This window comes from Puia dinghuensis (assembly GCF_014642875.1).
GTDB lineage: Bacteria > Bacteroidota > Bacteroidia > Chitinophagales > Chitinophagaceae > Puia > Puia dinghuensis.
Genome location: NZ_BMJC01000004.1, coordinates 803,898 through 825,932, shown reverse-complemented (window position 1 = coordinate 825,932; position 22,035 = coordinate 803,898). Strand labels below are relative to the sequence as shown.

The following is a 22,035-nucleotide window of genomic DNA, read 5'->3' as shown; positions in this document are numbered from 1 at the left end:
TGGTGGGGTGATGTTTAGCTGAGTGCGTGGCCGATCTTTTTCATCATGCTATAGATGAACAGGAGGAGGATGGTATAGCAGGCGATCATGTCCCAGGCGTATTGATTTCTCAGCGGGTGGATGATCATGCGGGCGATGTCGGTGATCAATTGAAAGGGGTTGCTGAGGATGTCCCAGCTATTGTACCGGAGGTAGCGGCCGGTGTAAATGCCGAGGGCGTTCAGCGCCATCAGCGGAATGAGGAACAGCCAATTGGTGCGGGTATCCGGCCAGAGAAGCTTTTCCATGTGGCGCAGAGAGAGCACACCGAGCAGCAGACCATTCCAGGCGCAGGAGAAGATGAGCGCCAGATCGAGCCATTCGGGAGCGAGGGGATGACGGCTATCATGCAGATGATAGAGATCGGTGAGGATATAGAACGTGTTGGGGAGGAAGAGCAGCCAGACGATTCCCATCAGGAGGCTGAAAGCACGACTCAGCCCTTTGCCCTGGCGGTTTGTCAGCCATGTGGAGATGGCATAGGGTATATAGGCCAGGAATAAATTCCATAGCAGCCATAGAAACAGGGTGGTGCCGGTGTGCAGCATACGAATGGCGATGAGGGCGCTGCTGAAGAGGATGCTGGCGGTTAGCAGCCTGTCTATTTCGGTGCGCAGGAAAAAGTATTTCCTGAAATGGGTGCTGCTGAATGAAAGGGTTGTCATATGAATTTGGGAATAAAGATGAACAGAGCTGCGACGACGGCGATAGCGGCGGCTGTGAGTACGGCGCCTGCGGCGAGGTCTTTTATAATTTTTATTTCGGGACGCCGCTCTCTTGTGATCAGATCGGCGAGTCTTTCGATGCAGGTGTTGATGATCTCGGCTACCCAGACCAGGCCTGTCACGGCGGCGAGGGCGGCCGCTTCCAGCCGGGTGACCTGGAACAGCCAGCCTGCTGTGATAACCCCGATGGTGGCCACGAGGTGAATGCGGGCGTTGTGTTCGTGCAATATGAATTGCCGGATGCCGGCGATGGCATGGGAAAAGCTTTTGATACGGCTGAGGACGGAGAATTTTTCTTGTTGCATCATAGTAATAGCTTTAATAGCGGATATGTTGGATAAAGGTATAAACTATGAGCACCAGTAGCAGCAGGACGCTTTGGAGGGCGATGGCGGTGTTTAGCCAATACCGCCTGTAGGCTACACCTACTTCCAGGCCTTCAGGGCCTTTGTGCAGGCGTAGCTTTATTATGGCGGCCACATTAAAGAGTACAGCCAGCAACAGACATCCAATGATGAGCTGGGCTTTATGTAGGGCAAAGAGGTCGAAGGGGGATTGGAGGAAAGACGGTGAGAAATAGTAGTACATGGTCTTTGCTCCAAAGCAGATGCGGGCCAGGAGGGTTAGCAGGAAATAACAGGCGGGCAGCATGAAGGTGATGCCGAGGATGCCGGATGCAAGGGGACGAAGGAAGGGTGAACGTGTCATATTTGTATTTTTGAAAGTACTTTGTATTTCAAAGTTATTGGGTAAAAAAATTTAGCTTTTATTGACGCCACGGATCATACTTTCCAGGGCTTCGAGATGTTCCTTGAAGGCTTTTTCGCCTGCTTTTGTAATAGAATAGGTGGTGTTCGTCTTCCGCCCGATGAAGCCTTTGTGCACTTTTATAAAGCCGTTCTCTTCGAGGTTGATGAGGTGGGAGGCGAGGTTACCGTCGGTGAGTTCGAGCAGCTGCTTGAGATCGTTGAAGCTGACCTCTTCATTCATCAGCAGGATGCTCATCACTCCCATCCGGATGCGACTATCGAATACTTTATTTAGGTTTCCGATGGGATTCTTCATGATCTTTCGTATTTCCACCACATGATCAGCCCGTAAATGATGTGCAGGATGCCAAAGCCTGCGGTCCAGAAGTACAATCCTTCGTGGGGATAGTACATATTGATGCATCCGAGCGCTATTTCCAGGAGTCCAAGATATCGAATATCCGTCAGAGTATATTTACTGGCGTTGACGAGTGCGAGGCCGTAGAATATGAGGCAGGATGGAGCGACATATTCCCAGCCTTTATGGGTTAGCAATCCCACTACGAAGAAGCCACCCGCAGCGAGGGGGATGATCATGTTGATGGCGAGTCTTTTTGAAGCGTGGTCCCAGATGGGGAGGCTGCTTTTTCGCGCCTTTCGCCAGGTGAACCAGGTTGAGGTGGCGAGGGCGGCCACGAGGACGGCGAGGGCGAGAAGGACGAGCTTTATTTCAAAGCTGCTCCACGATCCGGTGCGGAAACCGCCGGCTGCACCTTTGTAGGTCTCGACGGGGGCCTCGGAGAGATAAGATTCTATCCAGCCGTGAGCGATCCAGGCGCCGATGAGGGCGCAAACGCCGGCGCTGACCCCGCTTAATCCGCTGAGGGATATGAAGCGGGAGCTGCGTTCCATCATTCGTTTGATGTCCTGCAGGGTTTCGAGGGATTGCTCGGTGTGGCTTTGATCGGTCATAAAAGCACTTTGAGATGCAAAGTAAAGGGGAATTTTGTTCTTGTGCAAGATTTTTCTTGAAAATTTTAGGGGGGCGGCGGGCAGCGGCTTTGGGGGCCGGGTCGGGTGGCGGCGCTTGGGGCCGGTTGTGGCGTGCGGGGCTGGGGGCGGAGTGGCGGGGCCGTTAGAAGACGAGTTCCATCTGGATATTGCAGCGTTCGTAGGGTGATGGAGGGCCGGCGGCTTTGCGGAAGCCGAGTTTGTAGTAAAGGTTGATGGCGGGTTTAAGGGTGGTATTGCTTTCGAGGTAGACACGGGGGGCGCCGAGAGCACGGGCTTTTTCGATGCAGGCCTTACCGACGAGGTAGCCAATGCCCAGGCCCTGGGCACGTGGTGACACGGCCATCTTTGCGAGTTCGAACCCGCCATCGTCCATCGGGATAATAGCGCATGTGCCGAGGGGTTCCCCTTTATACAAAGCCATATAGATATGACCGCCCTTGTCTATGATGTATTCCTGGGGATGGTCTAACGCCTTATAATCGCTTTCTTCCATCCGGAAATACTTCGTGATCCATTCCTCGTTGAGCTGGCGAAAAACGGGTTGATACTCCGGGGTATAATCAATGATCTGTACCTCCTGACTTTCCCTCACCTTCTTTTCTTCCTGGACGCGGCGTAAGAGGCTTTTTTGTTCGAGCAGGAACTCCCATTCGGCGATGGCTTTCCAGAGATCGTGGTGGGTCTCTTTCATCGCTTTTTCTATCACCGATGTGACGTCGTCCAGCTGGGCCTGCATTTTTTCCCGTACCTGTTCGCCGGCGGGGGACAACAGGACAAAGTTTTTCCTGCCATCCATTTCGCCTTTCTTTTCTACGATATAGCCTTTTGCCGACATTTCCCGGACGATCTGGCTGACGGAGGGGTGGGTATGGCCGATCTCCCTGGCGATGTCGGTTATCGATTTTTCTTCCGATGGTGAGAGGGAATAAAAGACGGGGAACCATTTTGGGTGCAGGTCGACCTGGTAAAGGTCGTATATGGCGGCGGCCTGTTCGGTCATTTGTTCACTGAGGCGGCGGAGGCGGCTGCCGAGAGCCATTTTGCCTGTGCGATCGTAGAAGTCCATGAGATTGATGTTAATTACGTAAGTGCTTACGTAAATTTATGGAGAAATTTGTTTTCTGCCAAAATTTAGGGGGATTTTTTGGGGGGCTTGAGCGCGGAGGGCGAAAAAAGAGGGGATACGGGGGAGCATTTTTTCCTACATTTAGCATTATAACCTACGATTGATTACATGCCAGCATCTTACATTCTCTCCTTAGATCAGGGAACCACGAGTTCGAGGGCCATCCTTTTCGATCACAACGGCCAGATCAGGCAATTGGCACAGAAAGAGTTTACCCAGTTTTATCCGGAGCCGGGGTGGGTGGAGCATGATGCCGACGAGATCTGGTCATCACAGTATGGGGTGCTGGCCGAGGTGCTGGCCAAGAGCAATCTTACCACCCAGGATATCGCGGCCATCGGGATCACCAACCAGCGTGAGACGGTGGTGGTTTGGGAAAGGGCCAGCGGGCGGCCTATCCATCGGGCCATCGTCTGGCAGGATCGCCGGACAGCCGCGTATTGCGACGAGCTTAAGGCGCAGGGGATGGGCCCGCTGATCGGGGAGCGTACCGGGCTGGTGATCGACGCTTATTTTTCCGCTACGAAACTCAAATGGATCCTCGATACGATCCCGGGAGCAAGAGCCAGGGCCGCCAAGGGAGAATTGGCCTTTGGCACCATCGACAGCTGGCTTGTCTGGAAGCTGACGGGCGGGAAATTGCATATCACCGACACTACCAACGCTTCACGCACGCTCCTTTTCAACATCCACAGCGGACAGTGGGACCCGGAACTGCTACGGCTTTTCGATATTCCCGAGGCAATATTACCCGAAGTGAAGTCTTCGAGCGAGGTGTATGGGCACACGGGCAGCAACATCATCGCACCAGGATCGACCGGGATGCCTATCGCGGGTATTGCCGGTGACCAGCAGGCGGCCTTGTTCGGGCAGTTGTGCACCCAGCCGGGAATGGTAAAGAACACTTATGGAACGGGCTGCTTTCTGCTGATGAACACCGGCGAGAAAGCGGTAGTGTCGAGGAATCAACTGATCACTACCATCGCCTGGACTCGTGATGGCAGGACAGAATACGCCCTGGAAGGAAGCATCTTTATCGCGGGCGCCGTTGTGCAATGGCTGCGTGACGGTTTGCATTTCATCCGGCATTCGCAAGAGGTGGAGGCCATGGCTGCCGGTGTGGGGGATACGGGTGGCGTGTATTGCGTTCCTGCTTTCGCGGGCTTGGGTGCGCCGCATTGGAATCAGTATGCAAGGGGCAGCTTGTTCGGCATGACGAGGGGTACGACACAGGCGCATATCGCGAGAGCTGCCCTGGAGAGCATCGCTTACCAGACCTATGATGTATTGAAGGCGATGGAGGCCGATAGCGGCATCGTCCTTAAAGAGTTGCGGGTGGATGGCGGGGCCACGGCCAATAATCTGCTGATGCAGTTCCAGTCCGATATCCTCCGGGTTCCGGTTGTCCGCCCGGTGGTGACGGAGACGACGGCATTGGGAGCCGCGTATCTCGCGGGACTGGCGACGGGTTACTGGTCGTCGGAAGAAGATATCCGGCAGCAGTGGACGGTTGACCGGCGTTTCGAGCCGGGGATGGACCAGCATCAGGCACAACAATTATTGAATGGCTGGCAGCGTGCCGTAAAGGCGGCGATCGCGTGGGCTGACGGACCTACGGCCCGCTAATGCGCGGCCCGCTTATAAAGGAATTATTATGAAAAGGCAGGAAATGATAGCGGCCCTGGATGCCAGCAGCGCGCAACAATGGGATGTATGTATCATCGGCGGCGGGGCCACGGGGCTTGGCGTGGCTGTGGATGCAGCATCCCGCGGATTCAGCACGTTGTTGCTGGAGGAATATGATTTCGCAAAGGGAACCTCATCGCGGGCGACGAAGCTGGTGCATGGCGGGGTGCGCTATTTACAGCAGGGCAATGTCAAGCTTGTCACGGAGGCGCTGTACGAACGGGGCGTGCTGCGGCGCAATGCGCCGCACCTGGTGAAGAACCAGTCATTCATCGTGCCCAACTACAAATGGTGGGAAGGGCCTTACTATGGCATAGGACTGAAAGTTTATGACTGGATGGCGGGCAGCCTGGGACTAGGCAAGTCGCGCTTGCTGTCCCGGGAGGAAACACTACAGATGGCCCCTACCCTGGACGCCGATGGACTGAGAGGAAGTGTGCTTTATCATGACGGTCAATTCGATGACGCACGGCTTGCCATCCATCTTGCACAGACGGCTGTCCGGCATGGAGCGGTGGTGTTGAATTATTGCCGGGTGAAGGGGTTGTTGAAGACGCGTGGGGCCGGGGTTGCGGGAGGAGCTTCGGGCAGCGCCGGGGAGGTCTGCGGCGTGGAGGCGGTGGATACGATCGGCGGAAAGGAGTATGTGATACAAGCCAAGGTGGTGATCAATGCGACGGGTGTCTTTACCGATACCGTGTTGCGGATGGATGATGCGGCGAGCGAACCGATCATCGCCCCGAGTCAGGGTGTACACCTGATGCTGGACAAGGAATTTCTGCCGGGCGAGGCGGCGATACTCGTGCCGCATACGGATGATGGGCGCGTGCTCTTTGCCGTGCCCTGGCATAACAAGATCATTATCGGAACGACTGATACGCCGGTGACGCGGGTGGATATCGAGCCCCGCGCCTTACCGGAAGAGGTGGATTTTATCCTGCAGCAGATTGGCCGGTACTTACAGAAGGTTCCGGGTTATGGCGATATCCGCAGCATCTTCGCGGGTCTGCGGCCGTTAGTGAAGAGCAGCAGCCGTAAGACGGCCGAACTGGCGCGTGACCACCTGATCGTGGTGTCGGATTCGGGGCTTGTCACGATCACGGGCGGGAAGTGGACGACCTACCGGCGAATGGCGGAGGATACGGTGAATACGGCGATTGCGCGCGGGCGGTTACCCGAGCGGCCCTGTGTCACGGCTACCTTACCTATCTATGGGGCGATGGCAGTGAACTTCGATGAGCCGATGCATTTTCACGGTACGGATGCGGCGGCGATAAGGGAGCTGGGGTCGGGGGATTCGCGATGGGCCATGAAGCTGCACCCACGGTTGCCTTATACCTGGGCGGAGATCGTTTGGGCGGCGAGAGAAGAAGGTTGTATGACGGTGGAAGATGCGCTTAGCCGGCGAACCCGTAGTCTTTTGCTGGATGCGCAGGCAGCTATCGAATGTGCGGGACCGGTAGCGGCGCTACTCGCAGCGGAACTGGGACGGGACCAGGAGTGGCAGCGGCAGCAGGTGGAGGAGTTCGGCAAAATAGCCGGCGGGTATCTTGCGGCACGCTAACGATTAAACTACTATATCATGACCCCTTTTCTTGGTGAATTTATCGGGACGGGTATGCTTATCCTCCTTGGTCAGACCGTGGTGAGCAATGTGGTGCTACAGCAATCGAAGGGCCACAACAGCGGATGGATCGTCATCAGCTTTGGCTGGGCGATGGCGGTGTTTGTCGGTGTATATTGCGCGACCCCGTCGAGTAAGGCGCATCTGAATCCTGCCATTACGCTCTCTTTTGCCATGATCGGGAAGATACCCTGGAGCATCGTGCCCGCGTATATTGCTGCCCAGTTTCTGGGCGCCATGGCCGGATCGCTGGTGGCCTGGCTATGCTTCCGGCCGCATTTTGCCCCAACGGCAGATGCGAATCTAAAGCTCGCTGTTTTTTGCACGATCCCGGCTATCCGCAGTCCGTTCGACAATCTTATGACGGAATTGATCGCGACGTTCGTCCTTGTCTTTGGCGCCTTGTTCATCGCCTCGCCGGGGAGTAGTCTTGGGGCGCTGGATGCCCTGCCGGTGAGTCTGCTGGTGCTGGGCATAGGGCTTGGGCCCGGCGGGCCAACAGGGTACGCGATCAACCCGGCGCGGGATCTTGGTCCGAGGATCATGCATGCCCTTCTGCCCGTTGCGGGTAAGCGGGATAGTGATTGGGCTTATGCGTGGATACCGGTGGCGGGTCCGGTGCTGGGAGGGCTGATAGCTGCTTTCCTTTACAAGATGCTGGGATAAGAGATGTTGGGGTAAGAAAAATCCCTGCTGGAAAGCAGGGACATACTAATCAAATTCCTAGCCAAATTATTCTTCTCATTCGGTTGTATATACGAAAAAACAACGGATTTAGTTTTCCCGGGGCATCATTTTTCCGCTTTGGGTTCTGATACGGGTGAAGCCGGGGTCTTTTTGGGCCTTTTTAACAACAGGGTACAAGCTTCGAGCAGCCGTTCGAAGTCTTTCTGACGGTGTAGCAGATTCGCTCTTTCTTCGGGGCTATCGAATTGGTCATTTTCCGTGGTGATGCAGGTCTTTACCATGACCCATAGATTATGACGGCATTCGTGCAGCCGATAGTCGCTGAAAAAACGTTCGAACACGCCAACGGGATTCTGAATCTCTTCTTCAGTTAACAGCAATATCCCGTCGAACAATTCTTTTTTTTCTAAGAATAGGGACATAAAATTGATTTTAAGGTTAACACTTGGCTGCATCTCTGGCGGACGCTCCACTTATCCGCGTGATCGTTAACCTTAAAGATGTGAGGGATGGTGCAGGAGTGTAAAGATAAGGAGAAGGAATTATAAATGAGCGGGGATCGAGGATAAAATAATGGAGCAGGCTTTTTCTATCTGTTCTTCGGTGATGGATAGCGGTGGTGCGATGCGCAGGCATTGGGGTGCGAACAGGTACCAATCGGTGAGCAATCCACCGGCGATGCAGGCGTCGATGATGCGTTTGTTCTGTTCGAAATCATCGAATTCGACGGCGATGAGGAGGCCGCTGCTGCGCACGCTCTTTATTGCCGGATGTACAAGCAAGCGCCGGAACAGCGCTTCCTTTCGGGCGACAGCTTCTATCCAGCCGGATTCGAGCAACACCTGCATGGAGGCCAGGCCCGCTGCACAGCAAAGCGGATGACCACCGAACGTCGTAATATGTCCCAGCACAGGATCACCAGTCAGGCTCCACATGCGTTGCCGGTGAGCAATGAATGCACCCATGGGTAAGCCGCCGCCGAGCGCTTTTCCGAGCAGGAGAATATCGGGCAGAACGTTATACCGCTGAAAGCCCCATAGGGTACCTGTCCGGCCGAAACCGGTTTGGATCTCATCGAGAACGAGCAGGGCGCCGGTTGCATCGCAACGTTGTCTCAATTGCCGCAACCAGGCTTCGTTGGGTGCAACGACCCCTCTTTCCGCCTGCACCGTCTCGGCGATGACACAGGCTGTCTCCGGGGTGATGGCAGCAAGCGCGCCGGGGCTGTTGTATTCTACATGCCGGATGCCGGGCAGCAGCGGGCGGAAGGCATTTCGCCAGTATTCGTCGCCCATCACGCTGAGCGCCCCCTGCGTCGAGCCGTGATATGACTTGTTGAAAGCAACGATCTCCGTGCGGCCGGTGACGCGTTTGGCCAGCTTCATCGCGCCTTCCGTGGCCTCGGCGCCGCTGTTGGTAAAATAAACGGAATCAAGGGAAGCGGGCAGATGGGCGGCCAGCAGTGCGGCGTATTCCACCTGAGGTGACTGGACCAGCTCGCCATATACCAGCAGGTGCAGGTAGCGGTCTGCCTGATCTTTTATTGCCCGGATCACCCGGGGATGACGATGACCGGTATTACAGACGCTGATGCCGCCGATGAGATCAAGATATTCCTTGCCTGATCTGTCATAGAGATATAGCCCTTCGGCTTTTACGATCTCCAGTCCCAGTGGGTTGGGGGATGTTTGTGCAACATGCCGGAGGAACATCCGATGATTATCGTTACTATGGCTCATGGAAGCGCAAAGTTCGTTAAATTTGATAAAAACATAGTCATGGCTACGATACTACCGGTAGAGGGTAAATCTCCACGCTTTGGAAATAATTGTTTTGTTGCACCCAACGCCACCATTGTGGGGGATGTAACGATCGGAGACAATTGCAGCATTTGGTTCAATGCGGTCGTAAGGGGTGATGTGAACAGCATTACGATCGGTTCGAAGGTGAATATCCAGGATGGGGTGATCATCCATGGAACATACCAGAAAACCAGCGTTCATATCGGGGGTTGTGTTTCCATAGGTCATAATGCGATCGTGCATGGCTGCATCATCCACGATCACGTGCTTGTCGGGATGGGCGCCATCATTATGGATAATGCGGAGATCGGCAGGAACTCCATTATTGCAGCCGGAGCAGTCGTCCGGGAAGGCACAAAGGTGGAATCGGGGACGATCTACGGGGGTATCCCGGCGCGGAAAATCAAGGATATTCCGCCCGATTTGATCAGCGGGCAGATCGATCGCATTGCGAATCATTATCTTATTTACGCCGGATGGTTCGAGGACGCCAACGAGGCACCCAACGTGGCATCTACCCAAATACCTTAGGGGCCGGGATAGGATGTTGACCCGGAGGTTAAATTAAAGCGCTCGCCTTGCAAATACAGGATAATATTTGTAGGTTTAGGTACGTTTATACCCGTAGATATCCCATGAAACGACCCAAGACTATATTTCTCTTCCTGTTAGCCGCGTTTTTGATTACGACCTTTCCTTCCTGTAGTCTTTTCGGACCGAAATATGGATGTCCCAGTGATGGCAAGAATGTCGGAGCCGAACGAATACTAAGCGGAGAGAAGGTGCCCCGGTCGCCCAAGTTCAAGGCCTGACGCACGAAACGCAGAAAAAACGATACCCTAATATAAAACTTAAAATCCCTACACTATGAGCCCTCTAACTCTACGCACCGATTTCGGCTGTACAGAAGCCGTGATCGACGACGACTGTGGATTGAAGCGTTTCTATGAAGTCGCGAACATCCTTTCTGACGATCTGGACATTAAATTCACCCAAAAAACTGATGATTTCGATTCGCTGATGTGGGATTTCCTTTATAAAGGACACATCCTGACCCTTCATTACAACATCTACACCGGCATTTCGATCTATCCCCGCAAGTTCCGGGAGGCACCCCGGAGGGAGAATGATGCTGTTGTAGAAGTGGCAAAATTCCTTGAAAGCAAATTATTGATCAATACCGCCCGCCGGTACATGTCCTAAAGACCAGCGGCTCCTGCCTGAGAGGGGAGTGTATAGCTGACGATTGTTTGCTGAATGTTGTAGCCGGGCCCTCCTGTGTGGGCCCGGCTTTTTTTTGTTATATTCGAGGCATGACATCTACCAGACAAAGTCCCTTTTATATCAAGCTGGCCATGGTGCTGATCAGTCTGATCGCGCTTTTCTATATCGCTGTACTGGGTAAGTCCATCCTCGTGCCGCTGGTGTTTGGCCTGTTGTTCTCCGTCGTGTTATTACCGCTGGCGCATTTCATGGAGCGAAAGCTTCATTTTCCACGAAGCCTGGCATCCATATTGTCGGTAGTGATCCTGGTCTTGTCGCTGGCCGCGCTTTTATATCTCGTCGGGATGCAGATCACCAATCTGGCCGATGACTGGCCGCAGTTCAAACAGCAGGTGACGAGCAGCGTGAACAGTCTGCAACAATGGATCTCGTCGAAATTCCATATCCGCATCAAGCAGCAGAATAACTATATCAACAATGCCACGTCCAAGCTACTGGAGACCGGCTCTTCCGTCATTGGTGATATCGTGTTGTCCTTCTCATCTACGATGCTGACGCTTGTTTTTATCCTTATCGACACCTTCTTCTTACTATTCTACCGGCGGCTGATCATCCGGTTTCTTGTAGCCGTCTTTAAAGAAGAGAATTCCGTTATCGTTTTCGATATTCTGACGCATATCCAGACCCGCATCCGGCAATATATCATGGGTCTGCTGATCGAAATGGTGATCGTGTCGGTGGCGACTGCTCTTGCCCTTTGGATCCTTGGGGTCAAATATGCCATCCTGCTTGGGCTGATCACCGGGTTGTTCAATATCATCCCCTATATCGGTATTTTCACGGCCACGCTGCTTAGCACGATCGTCACCTTCGCCACGGCCGGAGCCACCAAACTCCTGCTGGTGATCGCCACCATCCTGGGGATACATCTGATAGATTCCAATGTGCTGCTGCCGGTGGTCGTCGGCTCGAAGGTGAGGATCAATGCCTTTATCACCGTGATCGGAGTCATCATCGGCAATGCCGTCTGGGGGATTGCCGGCACCTTCCTCGCCATACCTATTATCGCTATCGCCAAGATCATTTTCGACCGGATAGAGCCGCTGAAACCCTGGGGTTATCTTTTTGGCGATGGAAAGGAGGACAAGGACCTTCCGCCCAAGGATGCAAAGGAGCGGGCGATCTTAAAAGAAGAGCTGAAGGAGGTGTGAGTCAGCTGTGAGGGGAGGTGATGCTGTCGAGGATGGTACAATAGCTTATGTAGCGATGCTGGGCGATGCTACCCTCTTCTACGGCTTTTTTTACGGCGCAGCCCGGCTCGCCGAGGTGGAGGCAATTGTTGAATTGGCATTGTCCTGCAAGGGCGCGCATTTCGGGGAAATAGCCGGAGAGCTCTTGTTTTGTGATGTCCACCAGGCCGAATTCGCGCATTCCGGGTGTATCGATGACCTGGCCGCTGCCGGGGAGGTCGAACATTTCCGCGAAGGTGGTGGTATGGATGCCCTTGCCGCTCCAGCCGCTGACGCTTTGGGTCTTTAGCTGCCAGTCGGGAAACAGGGCGTTGAGAAAAGAGGACTTCCCTACCCCGGAATGACCGCTGAGCAGACTTATTTTTCCCTGCAGGAGACTCTTTACTTCGTCCAGGCCTTCACCCGTGTGTACGCTCATGCGGATGAGCCGGTAGCCCACGGCTTCATACATGGCTTTCCACTCTTCGAATCGCTGTTCTTCCTTGTGCCGATAGAGATCGGATTTGTTGAACAGCAGGATGGCAGGCACATGGTAGGCTTCACAGGTGACGAGCCAGCGATCGATAAAGCCCTGCGAGGTGCGTGGTTCCTTCAGGGTGACGACGAGCAGCGACTGGTCGATATTGGCCGCCACGATATGATGCTGCATCCGGTGGGAAGGAGACTGGCGGTTGATATAGTTGTGGCGGGCATGGATGGCTGAGATGATGGCCGTTTGTTCTTCTTCGCTCTCGGGTTCGAGTTCTACCTCATCGCCGACGGCCAGGGGGTTGGTGGACGTAATGCCATCGAGCTTGAAAAGGCCTTTGAGGCGGGCATTCCAAGCGACGCCGTCCGGGGTTTTGACGACATACCAGCTGCCTGTGGATTTATAGACTTTGCCATCCATGGGTTGAAGTTAAGGGAACTTTCGCAGGACTGTCCATCGCAGCAGCAATTCCAACAACAGTAAGATGCCGGCCGCCAGGGCAAAGGGGAAGAATTCTTCGGTGTAGCGGCGGATGCTCGACACTTCGATCTTCGATTTTTCCAGCCGGTCTATTTCCTGGTAGATGTTTTTCAGGCTTTCGTTGTCTTTTGCCCGATAGTATTGTCCGCCGGTTTCGGCGGCGATCTGTTTGAGGAGTTTCTCGTCGATGTTGACTTTTTCCCGTTGCATGACCACGCCGGCGGCTGTCTGCACCGGTACGGGCGCAAATCCTTCCGTTCCCATCCCGACGGTATAGACCCGGACGCCGACGGATTTGGCGATCTCCTTTGCGGTGTTGGGGTCTATCAGTCCACCGTTGTTCTCACCGTCCGTCAGCAGGATGATGACCTTGCTTTTCGAGGGAGAGTTGCGAAGGCGATCGACGCCGGTGGCGAGACCCGAGCCGATGGCGGTACCATCCTCGAGCAAACCGCTTTGGACGCTGTACAGTTGTGATTTCAGCACATTGCGGTCGGTGGTGAGCGGACACATGGTAAAGCTTTCCCCCGAGAAAATGACCAGGCCGATGCGATCGGTGGGGCGGTTGTCGATGAACTCCGATGCCACGTTCTTAGCCGCTTCCATCCGATTGGGTTGGAAATCCTGGGCGAGCATGCTGCCGCTGATGTCCAGGCAGAGCACGATATCTATGCCTTCGCCATTGACCAGCTGTTCGTCGTTGCGGGTCTGTGGGCGGGCGAGGGCAATGATGAGGCAGGAGAGCGCCAGCAGGCGTAAAGTGAACGCAACGGGGCGGAGGAAATTCTTCCACGATCGGGTACCGCCGAATGGGCGGACGGAGGATACCACGACTGTCGCCTGGTTACGGCCGGTGCGCATTGCTTCCCACCAGATGAGCAGGGGCACGAGGAGGAAGAGCCCGAAGAAGGCCGGCTGACTAAAATAAATATGTTGATACCAATCGTACAGCACTTGTTGCTTATTAATTATTTTGTTGGTTTGGGGCAGCCGTGACGGCCGTGGCCACCTTGCCTGCCGCCATTGCCTGGTGATGTTCTTCCTCTTGTCTGAGCTTGTCGAGGGATTCGATGGAAGCCCTGATCACCCGGTAGTGTTGGTCGCTATCGGCTATCCCAGGCTGATATTTGGCAAACTTTACAAAGTCGCTCATCCGCAGGGTTTCGGCCAGGGAGTCGAACTGGTCCCGTGGCAGCAACGATCCGCGCAGCTGGCCGATGAGCTCTTCGCTTGTCTCAGCGAAGCTGGAGATGCCAATGCGCCGGAGCAGATAGGCCCGGAAGATCTCACCCAGGCGGCTGTAGTATATTTTTACCGATCCGTTGGCCGGCAACTCTTGTTTTTGCAGTTCGTCGAGCTGCCGTATGGCGTCTTCCAAAGGAGAAAGCTTTGGAGCCGGCTTGATGGGGACGGCCGCCAGGCGCAACTTTCTTTTACGCACCAGCCAGAAGACGAGGACCAGCGAGATCACGGTGACGGCGGCTACGATCCAGGGTATCCAAACGGCCAATGGATTGGGGACGTCGATGATCTCCTTTATGTCGTGATAGTCCTTCGACGGGTCGATCTTCGAATAACCGACGTCGATGCGAATGCTATCGGTGAGATAACTTTTTTTGCCGACTACGAATGCGATTCGGGGGATAGCCCAGACGCCGGAGTCGTAGCTGGTGATCGTGAGGTATTGGCGGTAGTACCGCTGGCCGGGGCGGACGACGGTGTCTACGTTATGTTTCTCCACCCAATCGAAGTGGAGCAGCGAGTCGGGCAAGGGCCAGGACCAATGAATGGTGAGCGTATCCGGCACCGTGGCTTCGAGCATCAGCTGTATGTGCTGGCCGATGAGAATATTCTGCTTATCGACGGTTGCTTTTACGGTGGCCAGTGGAGCGGTGGATTTTTTCTGGGCGTGGAGAAGCGTAACCGGCAGGCATAGAAGCGTAGCAATGATATATGATCGTAGTGGTCTCATGTGTTATCCGGGCCGGTGACGGCCGACGAAGAATCGCTGGAGGATCTTTACATAGTCTTCGTCGGTGCGCAGGTGGAGGAGATCGCACCCGGCCTTTTGGAAGATGCTTTTACACTGCTCGGTGTGGTTAAAAAAATATTGTTGGTAATTGGTCCGTACTAAATAGTCGTTTGTGTCTACCCAATAACGACTGCCGGTTTCGGAGTCTTCGGCTTCCACCATGCCAATCGCCGGCAGCTGCATGTCCATTTTATCGTAGACTTTTATGCCGATCATGTCGTGCTTTTTGCCGGCGACTTTCAGGGCGTCCTCGAAGCCGGGTTCGGAGCGGGGGGCCGAGGCGGGGCGGGGGGCTCTCTGCCTTTGATCGCCATTGCCGTCGAGGAAATCGCTCAGGAGGAATACGATGCCTTTTTGCCGGGCGGCGCCATTGAGGAAGCGGATCGCTTCGTTGAGGTTGGTGCCTTTGCGCTTTGGCTCGATGGTCAGTAATTGTCGAACGATGTAGAGGACGTGTTCTTTTCCCTTTTTGGGGGGGATATAGCTCTCCACCTTATCGCTGAAGAAGATGCAGCCTACCTTATCGTTGTTGTTGACGGCGGAGAAGGCCAGAACGGCGCAGACTTCGGTGATGAGGTCCTTTTTACGGGCGTGTACTGTGCCGAACAGGGAGCTTGCGCTGACATCCACCATCAGCATGACCGTCAGCTCACGCTCTTCTTCGAAGAGTTTACTAAAGGGGTGGTTGAAGCGGGCCGATACATTCCAGTCGATGAAGCGAATGTCGTCGCCCGCTGCATATTCGCGCACCTCCCGGAAACTCATCCCACGGCCTTTGAAGGCGCTGTGGTATTCTCCGGTGAACAGGTGGCGGGTGAGCCTTTTACTTTTTATTTCAAGCTCCTTCACCTTTTTTAGTATTTCGACGGTTGTGAGCATGGGTCCTTATGGTATCGGTATAACTTTCAATATTTCGTCAATAAGATTTTCGACGTTGATGCTTTCTGCTTCGGCTTCGTAAGTGAGGCCGATGCGGTGGCGCAGTACGTCCTTAGAGATGGAGCGCACGTCTTCGGGGATGACATAGCCCCGCTTGTTGAGAAAGGCGTTCGCCTTGGCGGCCAGGGCCAGATTGATGCTTGCGCGCGGGCTTCCGCCGTAAGCGATGAGGGGCTTGAGCTTTTCCAACTTGTATTTTTCGGGGGTGCGGGTCGCAAACACGATGTCGAGGATATAGTGCTCTACTTTCTCGTCCATATAGATCTGGCGGGCGAGCTCCTTTGCCTGCGTGATCTCCTGCATAGACACTACCTGTTCGACCTGTTGCGCCTGGGCGCCCTGGACGTTCTGACGGATGATCAGCTGTTCTTCCTGTTTCGTAGGGTAGTCGACGATGACTTTCATGATGAACCGGTCTTGCTGGGCTTCGGGAAGAGGGTATGTTCCTTCCTGTTCGAGGGGATTTTGCGTTGCCAGCACCAGGAAGGGTTCTTCCAGCTTATAGCTTGTCTCTCCCAGGGTGACCTGTTTTTCCTGCATGGCCTCCAGGAGCGCACTTTGCACTTTGGCGGGGGCGCGGTTGATCTCATCGGCCAGGATGAAGTTGGCGAAGATGGGTCCTTTACGAACAACAAATTCATGCTTCTGCTGGTTGTAGATCATGGTCCCGATGACGTCGGCCGGCAGCAGATCGGGCGTGAATTGGATGCGGCTGAATTTGGCGTGGATGGCCTGCGACAAGGATTTAATCGCCAAAGTTTTAGCAAGACCGGGAACACCTTCCAGCAGGACGTGCCCGTTGCTGAGCAGACCGATGAGAAGGCGATCGAGCATCTGGTGCTGACCGATGATGACACGGCCTACTTCATCACGCAGCCGATCGATAAAAGCTGCCTGATATTGGATTTTATTATTCAACTGTCTGATATCCTCTGCTGTGTAAAGCATATGATTAAATTACTTATGGGGCCCGAAAATACGAAAATTCAATATGTCTGACCTGTGGATAATTAATAAGAAAATTGTAATATATGTTAACAATAACTCGGCCACTTTCGAGTTTTAAACTTAAGTGATTCCGTACCTTCTAACCGAAAATTGATGCGCCGGATGCTTACGAAATGGACCATATTCACTTTAGCCGCAGGATTCTTTATCACCGGTTGCTCCAGCCGGGTTTCTTCAGAAAAAGACCTGAAAGTATTAACCGGAAGTCCCTGGAAATATGAGAAAGCAGGTTTTGATGACGATGATGGGACATTCGATGCGCTGGCCCCCCAAATTGCTGGTAATGAGCGCGAAAATACGATCATTTTTTGTAAGGACGGGACGGGTTATTCAGAGTTTGCACATCGCAGCAAGACTGGCAACCCCGATAGTCTGCCCTTTATCTGGGCCTTTCAGAACGACAGCACCATTTACTTCCAGGACCAATATTACAAGGTGCGGGTGCTGACCCCTCAGCGGCTCGAGCTTTATGCGGATCAGAAATTCGGCGGTACGAGCACCCGTTATACGATCATTCTTACCAGATAACTTATACGCACCGTAAATCTACTATGGTCTTTTACCAGAATATGCATTATCTTGGTCTGACCTTTGCATAACCTGTTAACTAAAACCATGAAAAGTTTGATCCGCCCACTCCACTACCTACCGGCAGCATTGCTGGTCATTTGCATTGCCATCTCGTGTTCAAAGAACAATGGCAACGGGAATAACAATAATAATGCCGACTCCGCACTGATCAAGACTAACCTTATTGTTCTTTCTGCCTGGAAGTATGATACTTCGGGTCTCGACACCAACAACAGCTTCACGATCACCCAGGGAGGTGATACTACCGTCGTCCCGCCGTGTGAACGGGATGACAGTTGGACTTTTGCCTCGAATAATACCGGTACTGTCAATACGGGCACCAAACATTGTACGGTGGGTGAAGCCCAGACGTCATCCTTTACCTGGTCGTTGAGCACGGATACTAAGACCTTGAAAGCATCGTTCAATCCCGTATTGCAATCAGGGGTGACGATCCTCAAGCTCGATTCGACGCACTTCTGGGTATACAGGGATTCTACCTACCTGGGTGTCAACTACCGGTATATCGTAGAGCTGAAACACTAGGTTCTCTCCTGGTTTAAGACAGATATTTCCCCACTATGGGCACGCGTCTGCCCACCCCGAATGCTTTGCAGCTGACCCTGATGATGGGGCAGAACTGGTTGCGTTTGTATTCGCTTGTATTCACCAACCGGAGGATGCGGCTGACGACGGCTTTGTCGATACCCATGGCGGCGATGGCTGCGGGTCCCTGCCGCCGTTCGATATACTGGTACAGTACTTTATCCAGGGTGTCGTAATCGGGCAGGCTGTCGCTGTCTTTCTGGCCGGGCCGGAGCTCGGCGGAGGGGGCTTTGTGGAGGATGTTCACCGGGATGATCTCCCCATCACGGTTGATGTCGTGGGCGAGGGCATACACCTGTCCCTTATATACATCACCGAGTACGCTAAGACCGCCGGCCATGTCGCCGTACAGGGTGCCATAACCCGTCGCCAGTTCGCTTTTATTGGAGGTGTTGAGCATGATATAACCAAACTTGTTGGCGAGGCCCATCACGAGGTTGCCGCGCGTGCGGCTTTGGAGATTTTCTTCGGCGAGCCCGAAGGGAGTGTCTTTGAAAACCGGTGCGAGGGTATGGATGAGGGCATCATATACTTCGCGGATGGGAATGATGTCATAGGGGTTGCCGAGGTTGCGTGACAGTTGTTCGGCGTCGCTGACCGAGTGCGAGGTGGAGTAAGCAGAGGGAAGAAGGATGGCGCGAACATTATCTTTCCCCAAGGCTTCGCAGGCCAGGGCCAGGGTAACGGCGCTGTCGATGCCGCCGCTGCTGGCGATGATGGCCTTGCCAAAGCCCATTTTCGAAAAATAATCGCGGATGCCCATGAGCAGCGCCTTCCTGATCTGGCTGATATTGCGATCATCAGTTAGATATTCGAGGACGCGCTGAGGATCGTATTGTTTTGACACCTGCAGATCTTTATCGAAGACGGCAGGGGCGATGGCCGCGCCAGGCGTGGCCGCGCCGGAATGCGAGGTTGTGTCGTCTTCCGAACCGGTGCGCACGGAGAGTCCGGGCAGCAGCTCTTCGTACAGCGGCGGCACCCGGTGTGGCAGGCTGACAACCGCAAAGTCTTCTTCGAAGGATCTCAATTCGTGGATGAGGTTGCCTTTTGCATCGTAGACGAGGCTGCTGCCGTCGAAGACGATCTCTGTCTGTGAGCCTACTGCATTGCAGTAGTACATGGGGAGATGGTATTTCAGGACGTTCTGGCGTACGACTTCCTTGCGATCTTCGTCGCGATCGTAATTGAAGGGCGATGCGGAAATATTGATCATCACATCGGGATGCTGACGGATCAGGTGATCCATCGGGCAGACCCGGTAGAGGGGGTTGTCGCCCAGATTCCAAACGTCTTCGCAGATGGTGAGGGCGATCTTTTTGCCTTTGAAGGGGATGACCTTCCATTCGAATGCGGGTTCGAAATAACGGTATTCGTCGAATACGTCATAATTGGGCAGGCAGGTTTTGTGAGCGACGCCCTTGATCTCTTTTTCGTAGAGAAGCCAGGCCGCATTGAATAGATCTTTCCCTTCCCGTGCGGGGTTGCGCGCCGGTGCGCCCACGATGACGCCGATGGTGTCGGCTTCCTGGCGGATGCGATCGATCGCTTCATAGGACTGCGTGATGAAATCATCGAACTCCAGAAAATCACGGGGTGGGTAACCGCAGACAGATAATTCGGTGAAGACTACGAGGTCGGCGCCGGCGGCTTTGGCCTGGTGGATGCCCGCGATTATTTTCCGGGTGTTCGCCTCAAAATTCCCGATATGATAATTTTGTTGAGCGAGTGCGATTTTCATGGTGCAAATTTACGCAAATTTCCCCGTGTGTCCGGTGCACCGTCTGACAGCCCTGCGGTTAGGTTAGAATTGTTATATTTGGCTATGGCTTTCAATGAACGGTTGGCCCACCGGATAAGAGAGGCCCTCGCTCATCTTCCGGATGTGGAAGAAAAGAAGATGTTCCATGGCATCTGTTTTATGGTGAATGGCAAGATGTGTCTCTGCGTCCGGCTGGATGAGATGCTTTGCCGCATCGGGCCGGACAAATATGCCGAAGCGCTGGAGATGAATCATTGCAGGCCGATGATCCACAACGGCCGAACGATGACGGGTTTTGTCTTCGTCAGTGAGGAAGGCATCAAGAAGAAAAAGGATTTTGAATATTGGGTGAATCTCGCACTTGCGTTTAATAAGGAAGCAAAAGCTTCGAAAAAAGTTGTTAAAAAAAAGAAATGAGAATTATCGGGTTTTTTCTTGTTGCCTGTGTTGGTCTTGTATCCTGTGGTTCCGCTGATAAGCCGGATGTTTCGGGGATCGATGTCGGGAAGGTGCATATCGAACGTTTTGATACCGCTTTTTTTAGTCTCGATTCGAATAATATTCCGCGGGGGCTTTTTCAGCTGAGCCGGCGGTATCCGTATTTCACGCCGGATTTTGTGGCGAATATCCTTGGATCAGACGAGCAGTTATCCGACACGAGCAGGCTTGCCTTTGCCGCGGCGAGGGAATTCCTGGTAACCTATCATGGCGTCGAGGATTCGCTGAAGCAAAAATACAAGCAGCTGGATTGGCTGGAACCGGAGCTGCAGCAAGGTTTCCGGTATGTGAAATATTATTTTCCGCAGTATAAGCTGCCGCCCAAGGTGGTTGCTTTCACCGGTCCGTTCGATGGCCCGGGCGTGGCCATCACTTCTTATACGCTGGCGATAGGGTTGCAATCCTATGCTGGCGCCAATTTCTCCTTTTATCTTACGAGCAAGGGCCAGGACATGTATCCCCTGTATGTCTCACGGCGGTTCAAACCGGAATATATCACCGCCAATTGCCTCAATGCCATTGCGCAGGATATCTTTCCCGACAGCAGTGATAACCGGCCGCTGATAGAGCAGATGGTCATCAAGGGGAGGTATTTCTGGCTTGCGGGCAAACTTGATCCGGATGCGCCGGATAGTATCCGGACGGATTATACGCAGGCCCAGCTGAACTGGTGCGCAGGCAATGAGGCGTCCATCTGGAATTTTTTTCTGCAGGCTACCGATCTGTATACGCTGGACCCGGATATTATCAAGAATTATATCGGGGAAGGGCCTAAAACCCTTGGCATGCCCGATGCTTCTCCCGGCAATATCGGCGCATGGGTGGGATGGCAGATAGTGAAGAAGTATGTGGCGGAGCATGGGAAGCTGACGCCGGCGCAGGTGATGGCGACGCCTGCGCGCACCATTTTTGAGGAGGCGAAGTACAAGCCGAAGTAGGCACGGATCGCGGGTTTGGCGGGGGGCCGGCGGCGGGCCGGGGCTGCGGTGGAGGCGCGGGCGCACGAGGGGCCGGGGCGCGGGTTACGGGGTACGGGGGTTATTTCCCGATGCGCTCTTTTAGCAGTTTGCGGGCGGCCTGGATCTCGGTGATGTCTTTAAAGGAGTCTTTGGGGATCATGAAGAACGAGCGCGGGCTGAAATAGACATGGAAGAAATAGATGGTCTCTTTGAATGCAGTAAAGTCTTCCCATTCCCAGAGTTGCTGGCCTTTTTTTGTTATCAGCAGGATGCCGCGGTCTTCCAGGCTTAGGGTAAAGGTGTCCTGGAAGGTGGCTGAGCGCTTGTAGATGCTGAGGGGGAGAAGCCGGCGAATGGATATCCAGAGGCAGAACCAGAGGACAGAGAAGATGAGGAAGGGAAGGGCCTGTATCTTCTTGAAAGCGAACAGGATAGCCGATAGGATGGCGAATACGTTGATCATAATGACCATCGTTCGGATCTCTGGTCTGCTGAAAAAGTGGCCGCGTAACCCATCTAAAACCTGCTTTTTATTGTATCCGAATTGAATAGTCATCCTCCGATGCTTTTTATGTGCGTTTATGTGCGGGTAAAAATAATGAAAATGAGGGCGCTTCGGGCAAAAAAAAGCCCCCGCCGGTTGGCGGAGGCCTAAAAGTCAAGTTTGCCCATACCTAATCTCTTTAGTGCCTAGCGCATATCCCTACAGTGGCTGTAGTGATTGCTGGCTGCCTGATCAGGTGTCACGCTACGGCTACAGGAAAACAATGAGATGCTTGAAAGGAT

26 protein-coding genes are annotated in these 22,035 nt (G+C 53.8%); 11 read left to right on the top strand and 15 right to left on the bottom strand.

From position 1 onward, the window contains the following. Positions 1 to 14: 14 nt before the first annotated feature. The 6 genes from IEY39_RS21455 to IEY39_RS21430 all read right to left on the bottom strand — a co-directional run bounded on the left by IEY39_RS21455 (position 15) and on the right by IEY39_RS21430 (position 3,593). Positions 15 to 704: a DUF1361 domain-containing protein gene (locus tag IEY39_RS21455; protein WP_188935486.1), complete on the bottom strand. Its 690-nt coding sequence runs from the start codon at positions 702 to 704 to the stop codon at positions 15 to 17. Next, on the bottom strand, positions 701 to 1,072 hold the full coding sequence (locus IEY39_RS21450; protein ID WP_188935485.1) for a diacylglycerol kinase family protein: 372 nt from the start codon (positions 1,070 to 1,072) through the stop codon (positions 701 to 703). The genes IEY39_RS21455 and IEY39_RS21450 overlap by 4 nt, the downstream gene beginning before the upstream one ends. Positions 1,073 to 1,082: 10 nt before the next feature. Next, on the bottom strand, positions 1,083 to 1,472 hold the full coding sequence (locus IEY39_RS21445; RefSeq protein ID WP_188935482.1) for a hypothetical protein: 390 nt from the start codon (positions 1,470 to 1,472) through the stop codon (positions 1,083 to 1,085). A 51-nt stretch (positions 1,473 to 1,523) separates the two neighbouring features. Continuing rightward, the gene (locus tag IEY39_RS21440) at positions 1,524 to 1,829 is read right to left on the bottom strand and encodes a winged helix-turn-helix domain-containing protein (protein ID WP_188935480.1); all 306 of its coding nucleotides are present in this window, start codon (positions 1,827 to 1,829) and stop codon (positions 1,524 to 1,526) included. Then, entirely contained in the window at positions 1,826 to 2,485 is a 660-nt protein-coding gene (locus IEY39_RS21435; protein ID WP_188935478.1) for a hypothetical protein, read from the bottom strand. Before IEY39_RS21435 ends, IEY39_RS21440 begins: the two co-directional genes overlap by 4 nt. Before the next feature lie 163 nt (positions 2,486 to 2,648). Then, positions 2,649 to 3,593 (bottom strand): bifunctional helix-turn-helix transcriptional regulator/GNAT family N-acetyltransferase, encoded by a 945-nt coding sequence (locus IEY39_RS21430; protein WP_188935476.1) that lies wholly within the window; start codon positions 3,591 to 3,593, stop codon positions 2,649 to 2,651. A 168-nt stretch (positions 3,594 to 3,761) separates the two neighbouring features. Between IEY39_RS21430 and glpK the strand changes: the two genes are divergently transcribed. Genes glpK through IEY39_RS21415 form a run of 3 tightly spaced genes read left to right on the top strand, consistent with a single transcriptional unit; the run spans position 3,762 to position 7,629 of the window. After that, positions 3,762 to 5,279 (top strand): glycerol kinase GlpK, encoded by a 1,518-nt coding sequence (glpK, locus tag IEY39_RS21425; protein ID WP_188935474.1) that lies wholly within the window; start codon positions 3,762 to 3,764, stop codon positions 5,277 to 5,279. A gap of 28 nt (positions 5,280 to 5,307) precedes the next feature. Then, positions 5,308 to 6,903 carry a glycerol-3-phosphate dehydrogenase/oxidase gene (locus IEY39_RS21420; RefSeq protein WP_188935472.1) on the top strand — a complete coding sequence of 532 codons (1,596 nt, stop codon included), beginning with the start codon at positions 5,308 to 5,310 and terminating at the stop codon, positions 6,901 to 6,903. 18 nt (positions 6,904 to 6,921) lie between these two features. Further along, complete coding sequence (locus IEY39_RS21415; protein ID WP_188935470.1) at positions 6,922 to 7,629, top strand: MIP/aquaporin family protein; 708 nt, start codon at positions 6,922 to 6,924, stop codon at positions 7,627 to 7,629. A gap of 125 nt (positions 7,630 to 7,754) precedes the next feature. On the opposite strand, the gene IEY39_RS21410 is transcribed toward IEY39_RS21415, so the two are convergent. Further along, entirely contained in the window at positions 7,755 to 8,072 is a 318-nt protein-coding gene (locus tag IEY39_RS21410; RefSeq protein WP_188935468.1) for a hypothetical protein, read from the bottom strand. 120 nt (positions 8,073 to 8,192) lie between these two features. Beyond that, a complete protein-coding gene (locus IEY39_RS21405) occupies positions 8,193 to 9,389 on the bottom strand; it encodes an aspartate aminotransferase family protein (RefSeq protein WP_188935466.1) in 1,197 nt (398 codons plus the stop codon). A 39-nt stretch (positions 9,390 to 9,428) separates the two neighbouring features. Between IEY39_RS21405 and IEY39_RS21400 the strand changes: the two genes are divergently transcribed. The 4 genes from IEY39_RS21400 (at position 9,429) to IEY39_RS21390 (ending at position 11,887) form a co-directional block, all read left to right on the top strand. After that, positions 9,429 to 9,983, top strand: coding sequence for a gamma carbonic anhydrase family protein (locus tag IEY39_RS21400; RefSeq protein ID WP_188935463.1), 555 nt, complete (start codon positions 9,429 to 9,431; stop codon positions 9,981 to 9,983). Positions 9,984 to 10,087: 104 nt separating this feature from the next. Then, positions 10,088 to 10,264: a hypothetical protein gene (locus IEY39_RS29890; RefSeq protein WP_229689017.1), complete on the top strand. Its 177-nt coding sequence runs from the start codon at positions 10,088 to 10,090 to the stop codon at positions 10,262 to 10,264. A 55-nt stretch (positions 10,265 to 10,319) separates the two neighbouring features. Further along, complete coding sequence (locus tag IEY39_RS21395) at positions 10,320 to 10,655, top strand: DUF3630 family protein (protein WP_188935461.1); 336 nt, start codon at positions 10,320 to 10,322, stop codon at positions 10,653 to 10,655. Positions 10,656 to 10,765: 110 nt separating this feature from the next. Next, positions 10,766 to 11,887 carry an AI-2E family transporter gene (locus IEY39_RS21390; protein ID WP_188935459.1) on the top strand — a complete coding sequence of 374 codons (1,122 nt, stop codon included), beginning with the start codon at positions 10,766 to 10,768 and terminating at the stop codon, positions 11,885 to 11,887. 1 nt (position 11,888) lies between these two features. Here IEY39_RS21390 and rsgA read toward each other — a convergent pair whose 3' ends face one another. Genes rsgA through IEY39_RS21365 form a run of 5 tightly spaced genes read right to left on the bottom strand, consistent with a single transcriptional unit; the run spans position 11,889 to position 16,794 of the window. Continuing rightward, the gene (rsgA, locus tag IEY39_RS21385) at positions 11,889 to 12,815 is read right to left on the bottom strand and encodes a ribosome small subunit-dependent GTPase A (RefSeq protein ID WP_188935457.1); all 927 of its coding nucleotides are present in this window, start codon (positions 12,813 to 12,815) and stop codon (positions 11,889 to 11,891) included. A 9-nt stretch (positions 12,816 to 12,824) separates the two neighbouring features. Beyond that, positions 12,825 to 13,829 carry a vWA domain-containing protein gene (locus IEY39_RS21380; RefSeq protein WP_229689016.1) on the bottom strand — a complete coding sequence of 335 codons (1,005 nt, stop codon included), beginning with the start codon at positions 13,827 to 13,829 and terminating at the stop codon, positions 12,825 to 12,827. A gap of 10 nt (positions 13,830 to 13,839) precedes the next feature. Continuing rightward, on the bottom strand, positions 13,840 to 14,847 hold the full coding sequence (locus IEY39_RS21375; protein ID WP_188935452.1) for a hypothetical protein: 1,008 nt from the start codon (positions 14,845 to 14,847) through the stop codon (positions 13,840 to 13,842). Between the two features lie 3 nt (positions 14,848 to 14,850). Beyond that, positions 14,851 to 15,786 carry a DUF58 domain-containing protein gene (locus tag IEY39_RS21370; RefSeq protein ID WP_188935450.1) on the bottom strand — a complete coding sequence of 312 codons (936 nt, stop codon included), beginning with the start codon at positions 15,784 to 15,786 and terminating at the stop codon, positions 14,851 to 14,853. A 6-nt stretch (positions 15,787 to 15,792) separates the two neighbouring features. Continuing rightward, positions 15,793 to 16,794: an AAA family ATPase gene (locus IEY39_RS21365; protein ID WP_188935448.1), complete on the bottom strand. Its 1,002-nt coding sequence runs from the start codon at positions 16,792 to 16,794 to the stop codon at positions 15,793 to 15,795. A 162-nt stretch (positions 16,795 to 16,956) separates the two neighbouring features. On the opposite strand from IEY39_RS21365, the gene IEY39_RS21360 reads away from it, so the two are divergent. After that, positions 16,957 to 17,382, top strand: a complete 426-nt coding sequence (locus IEY39_RS21360; RefSeq protein WP_188935446.1) for a hypothetical protein — start codon at positions 16,957 to 16,959, stop codon at positions 17,380 to 17,382. Between the two features lie 87 nt (positions 17,383 to 17,469). Beyond that, positions 17,470 to 17,970 (top strand): lipocalin-like domain-containing protein, encoded by a 501-nt coding sequence (locus IEY39_RS21355; protein ID WP_188935444.1) that lies wholly within the window; start codon positions 17,470 to 17,472, stop codon positions 17,968 to 17,970. Positions 17,971 to 17,983: 13 nt separating this feature from the next. On the opposite strand, the gene IEY39_RS21350 is transcribed toward IEY39_RS21355, so the two are convergent. Then, complete coding sequence (locus IEY39_RS21350) at positions 17,984 to 19,771, bottom strand: NAD+ synthase (protein WP_188935442.1); 1,788 nt, start codon at positions 19,769 to 19,771, stop codon at positions 17,984 to 17,986. An 84-nt stretch (positions 19,772 to 19,855) separates the two neighbouring features. Here IEY39_RS21350 and IEY39_RS21345 point away from each other — a divergent pair, with 84 nt between their 5' ends. Next, positions 19,856 to 20,209, top strand: a complete 354-nt coding sequence (locus tag IEY39_RS21345) for a TfoX/Sxy family protein (protein ID WP_188935440.1) — start codon at positions 19,856 to 19,858, stop codon at positions 20,207 to 20,209. Then, on the top strand, positions 20,206 to 21,228 hold the full coding sequence (gene gldB / locus IEY39_RS21340) for a gliding motility lipoprotein GldB (protein WP_188935438.1): 1,023 nt from the start codon (positions 20,206 to 20,208) through the stop codon (positions 21,226 to 21,228). Before IEY39_RS21345 ends, gldB begins: the two co-directional genes overlap by 4 nt. A 100-nt stretch (positions 21,229 to 21,328) precedes the next feature. Here the strand turns inward: gldB and IEY39_RS21335 are convergent, their stop codons facing one another. Beyond that, positions 21,329 to 21,805, bottom strand: coding sequence for a YcxB family protein (locus IEY39_RS21335; protein WP_188935436.1), 477 nt, complete (start codon positions 21,803 to 21,805; stop codon positions 21,329 to 21,331). Positions 21,806 to 22,035 lie beyond the last annotated feature (230 nt).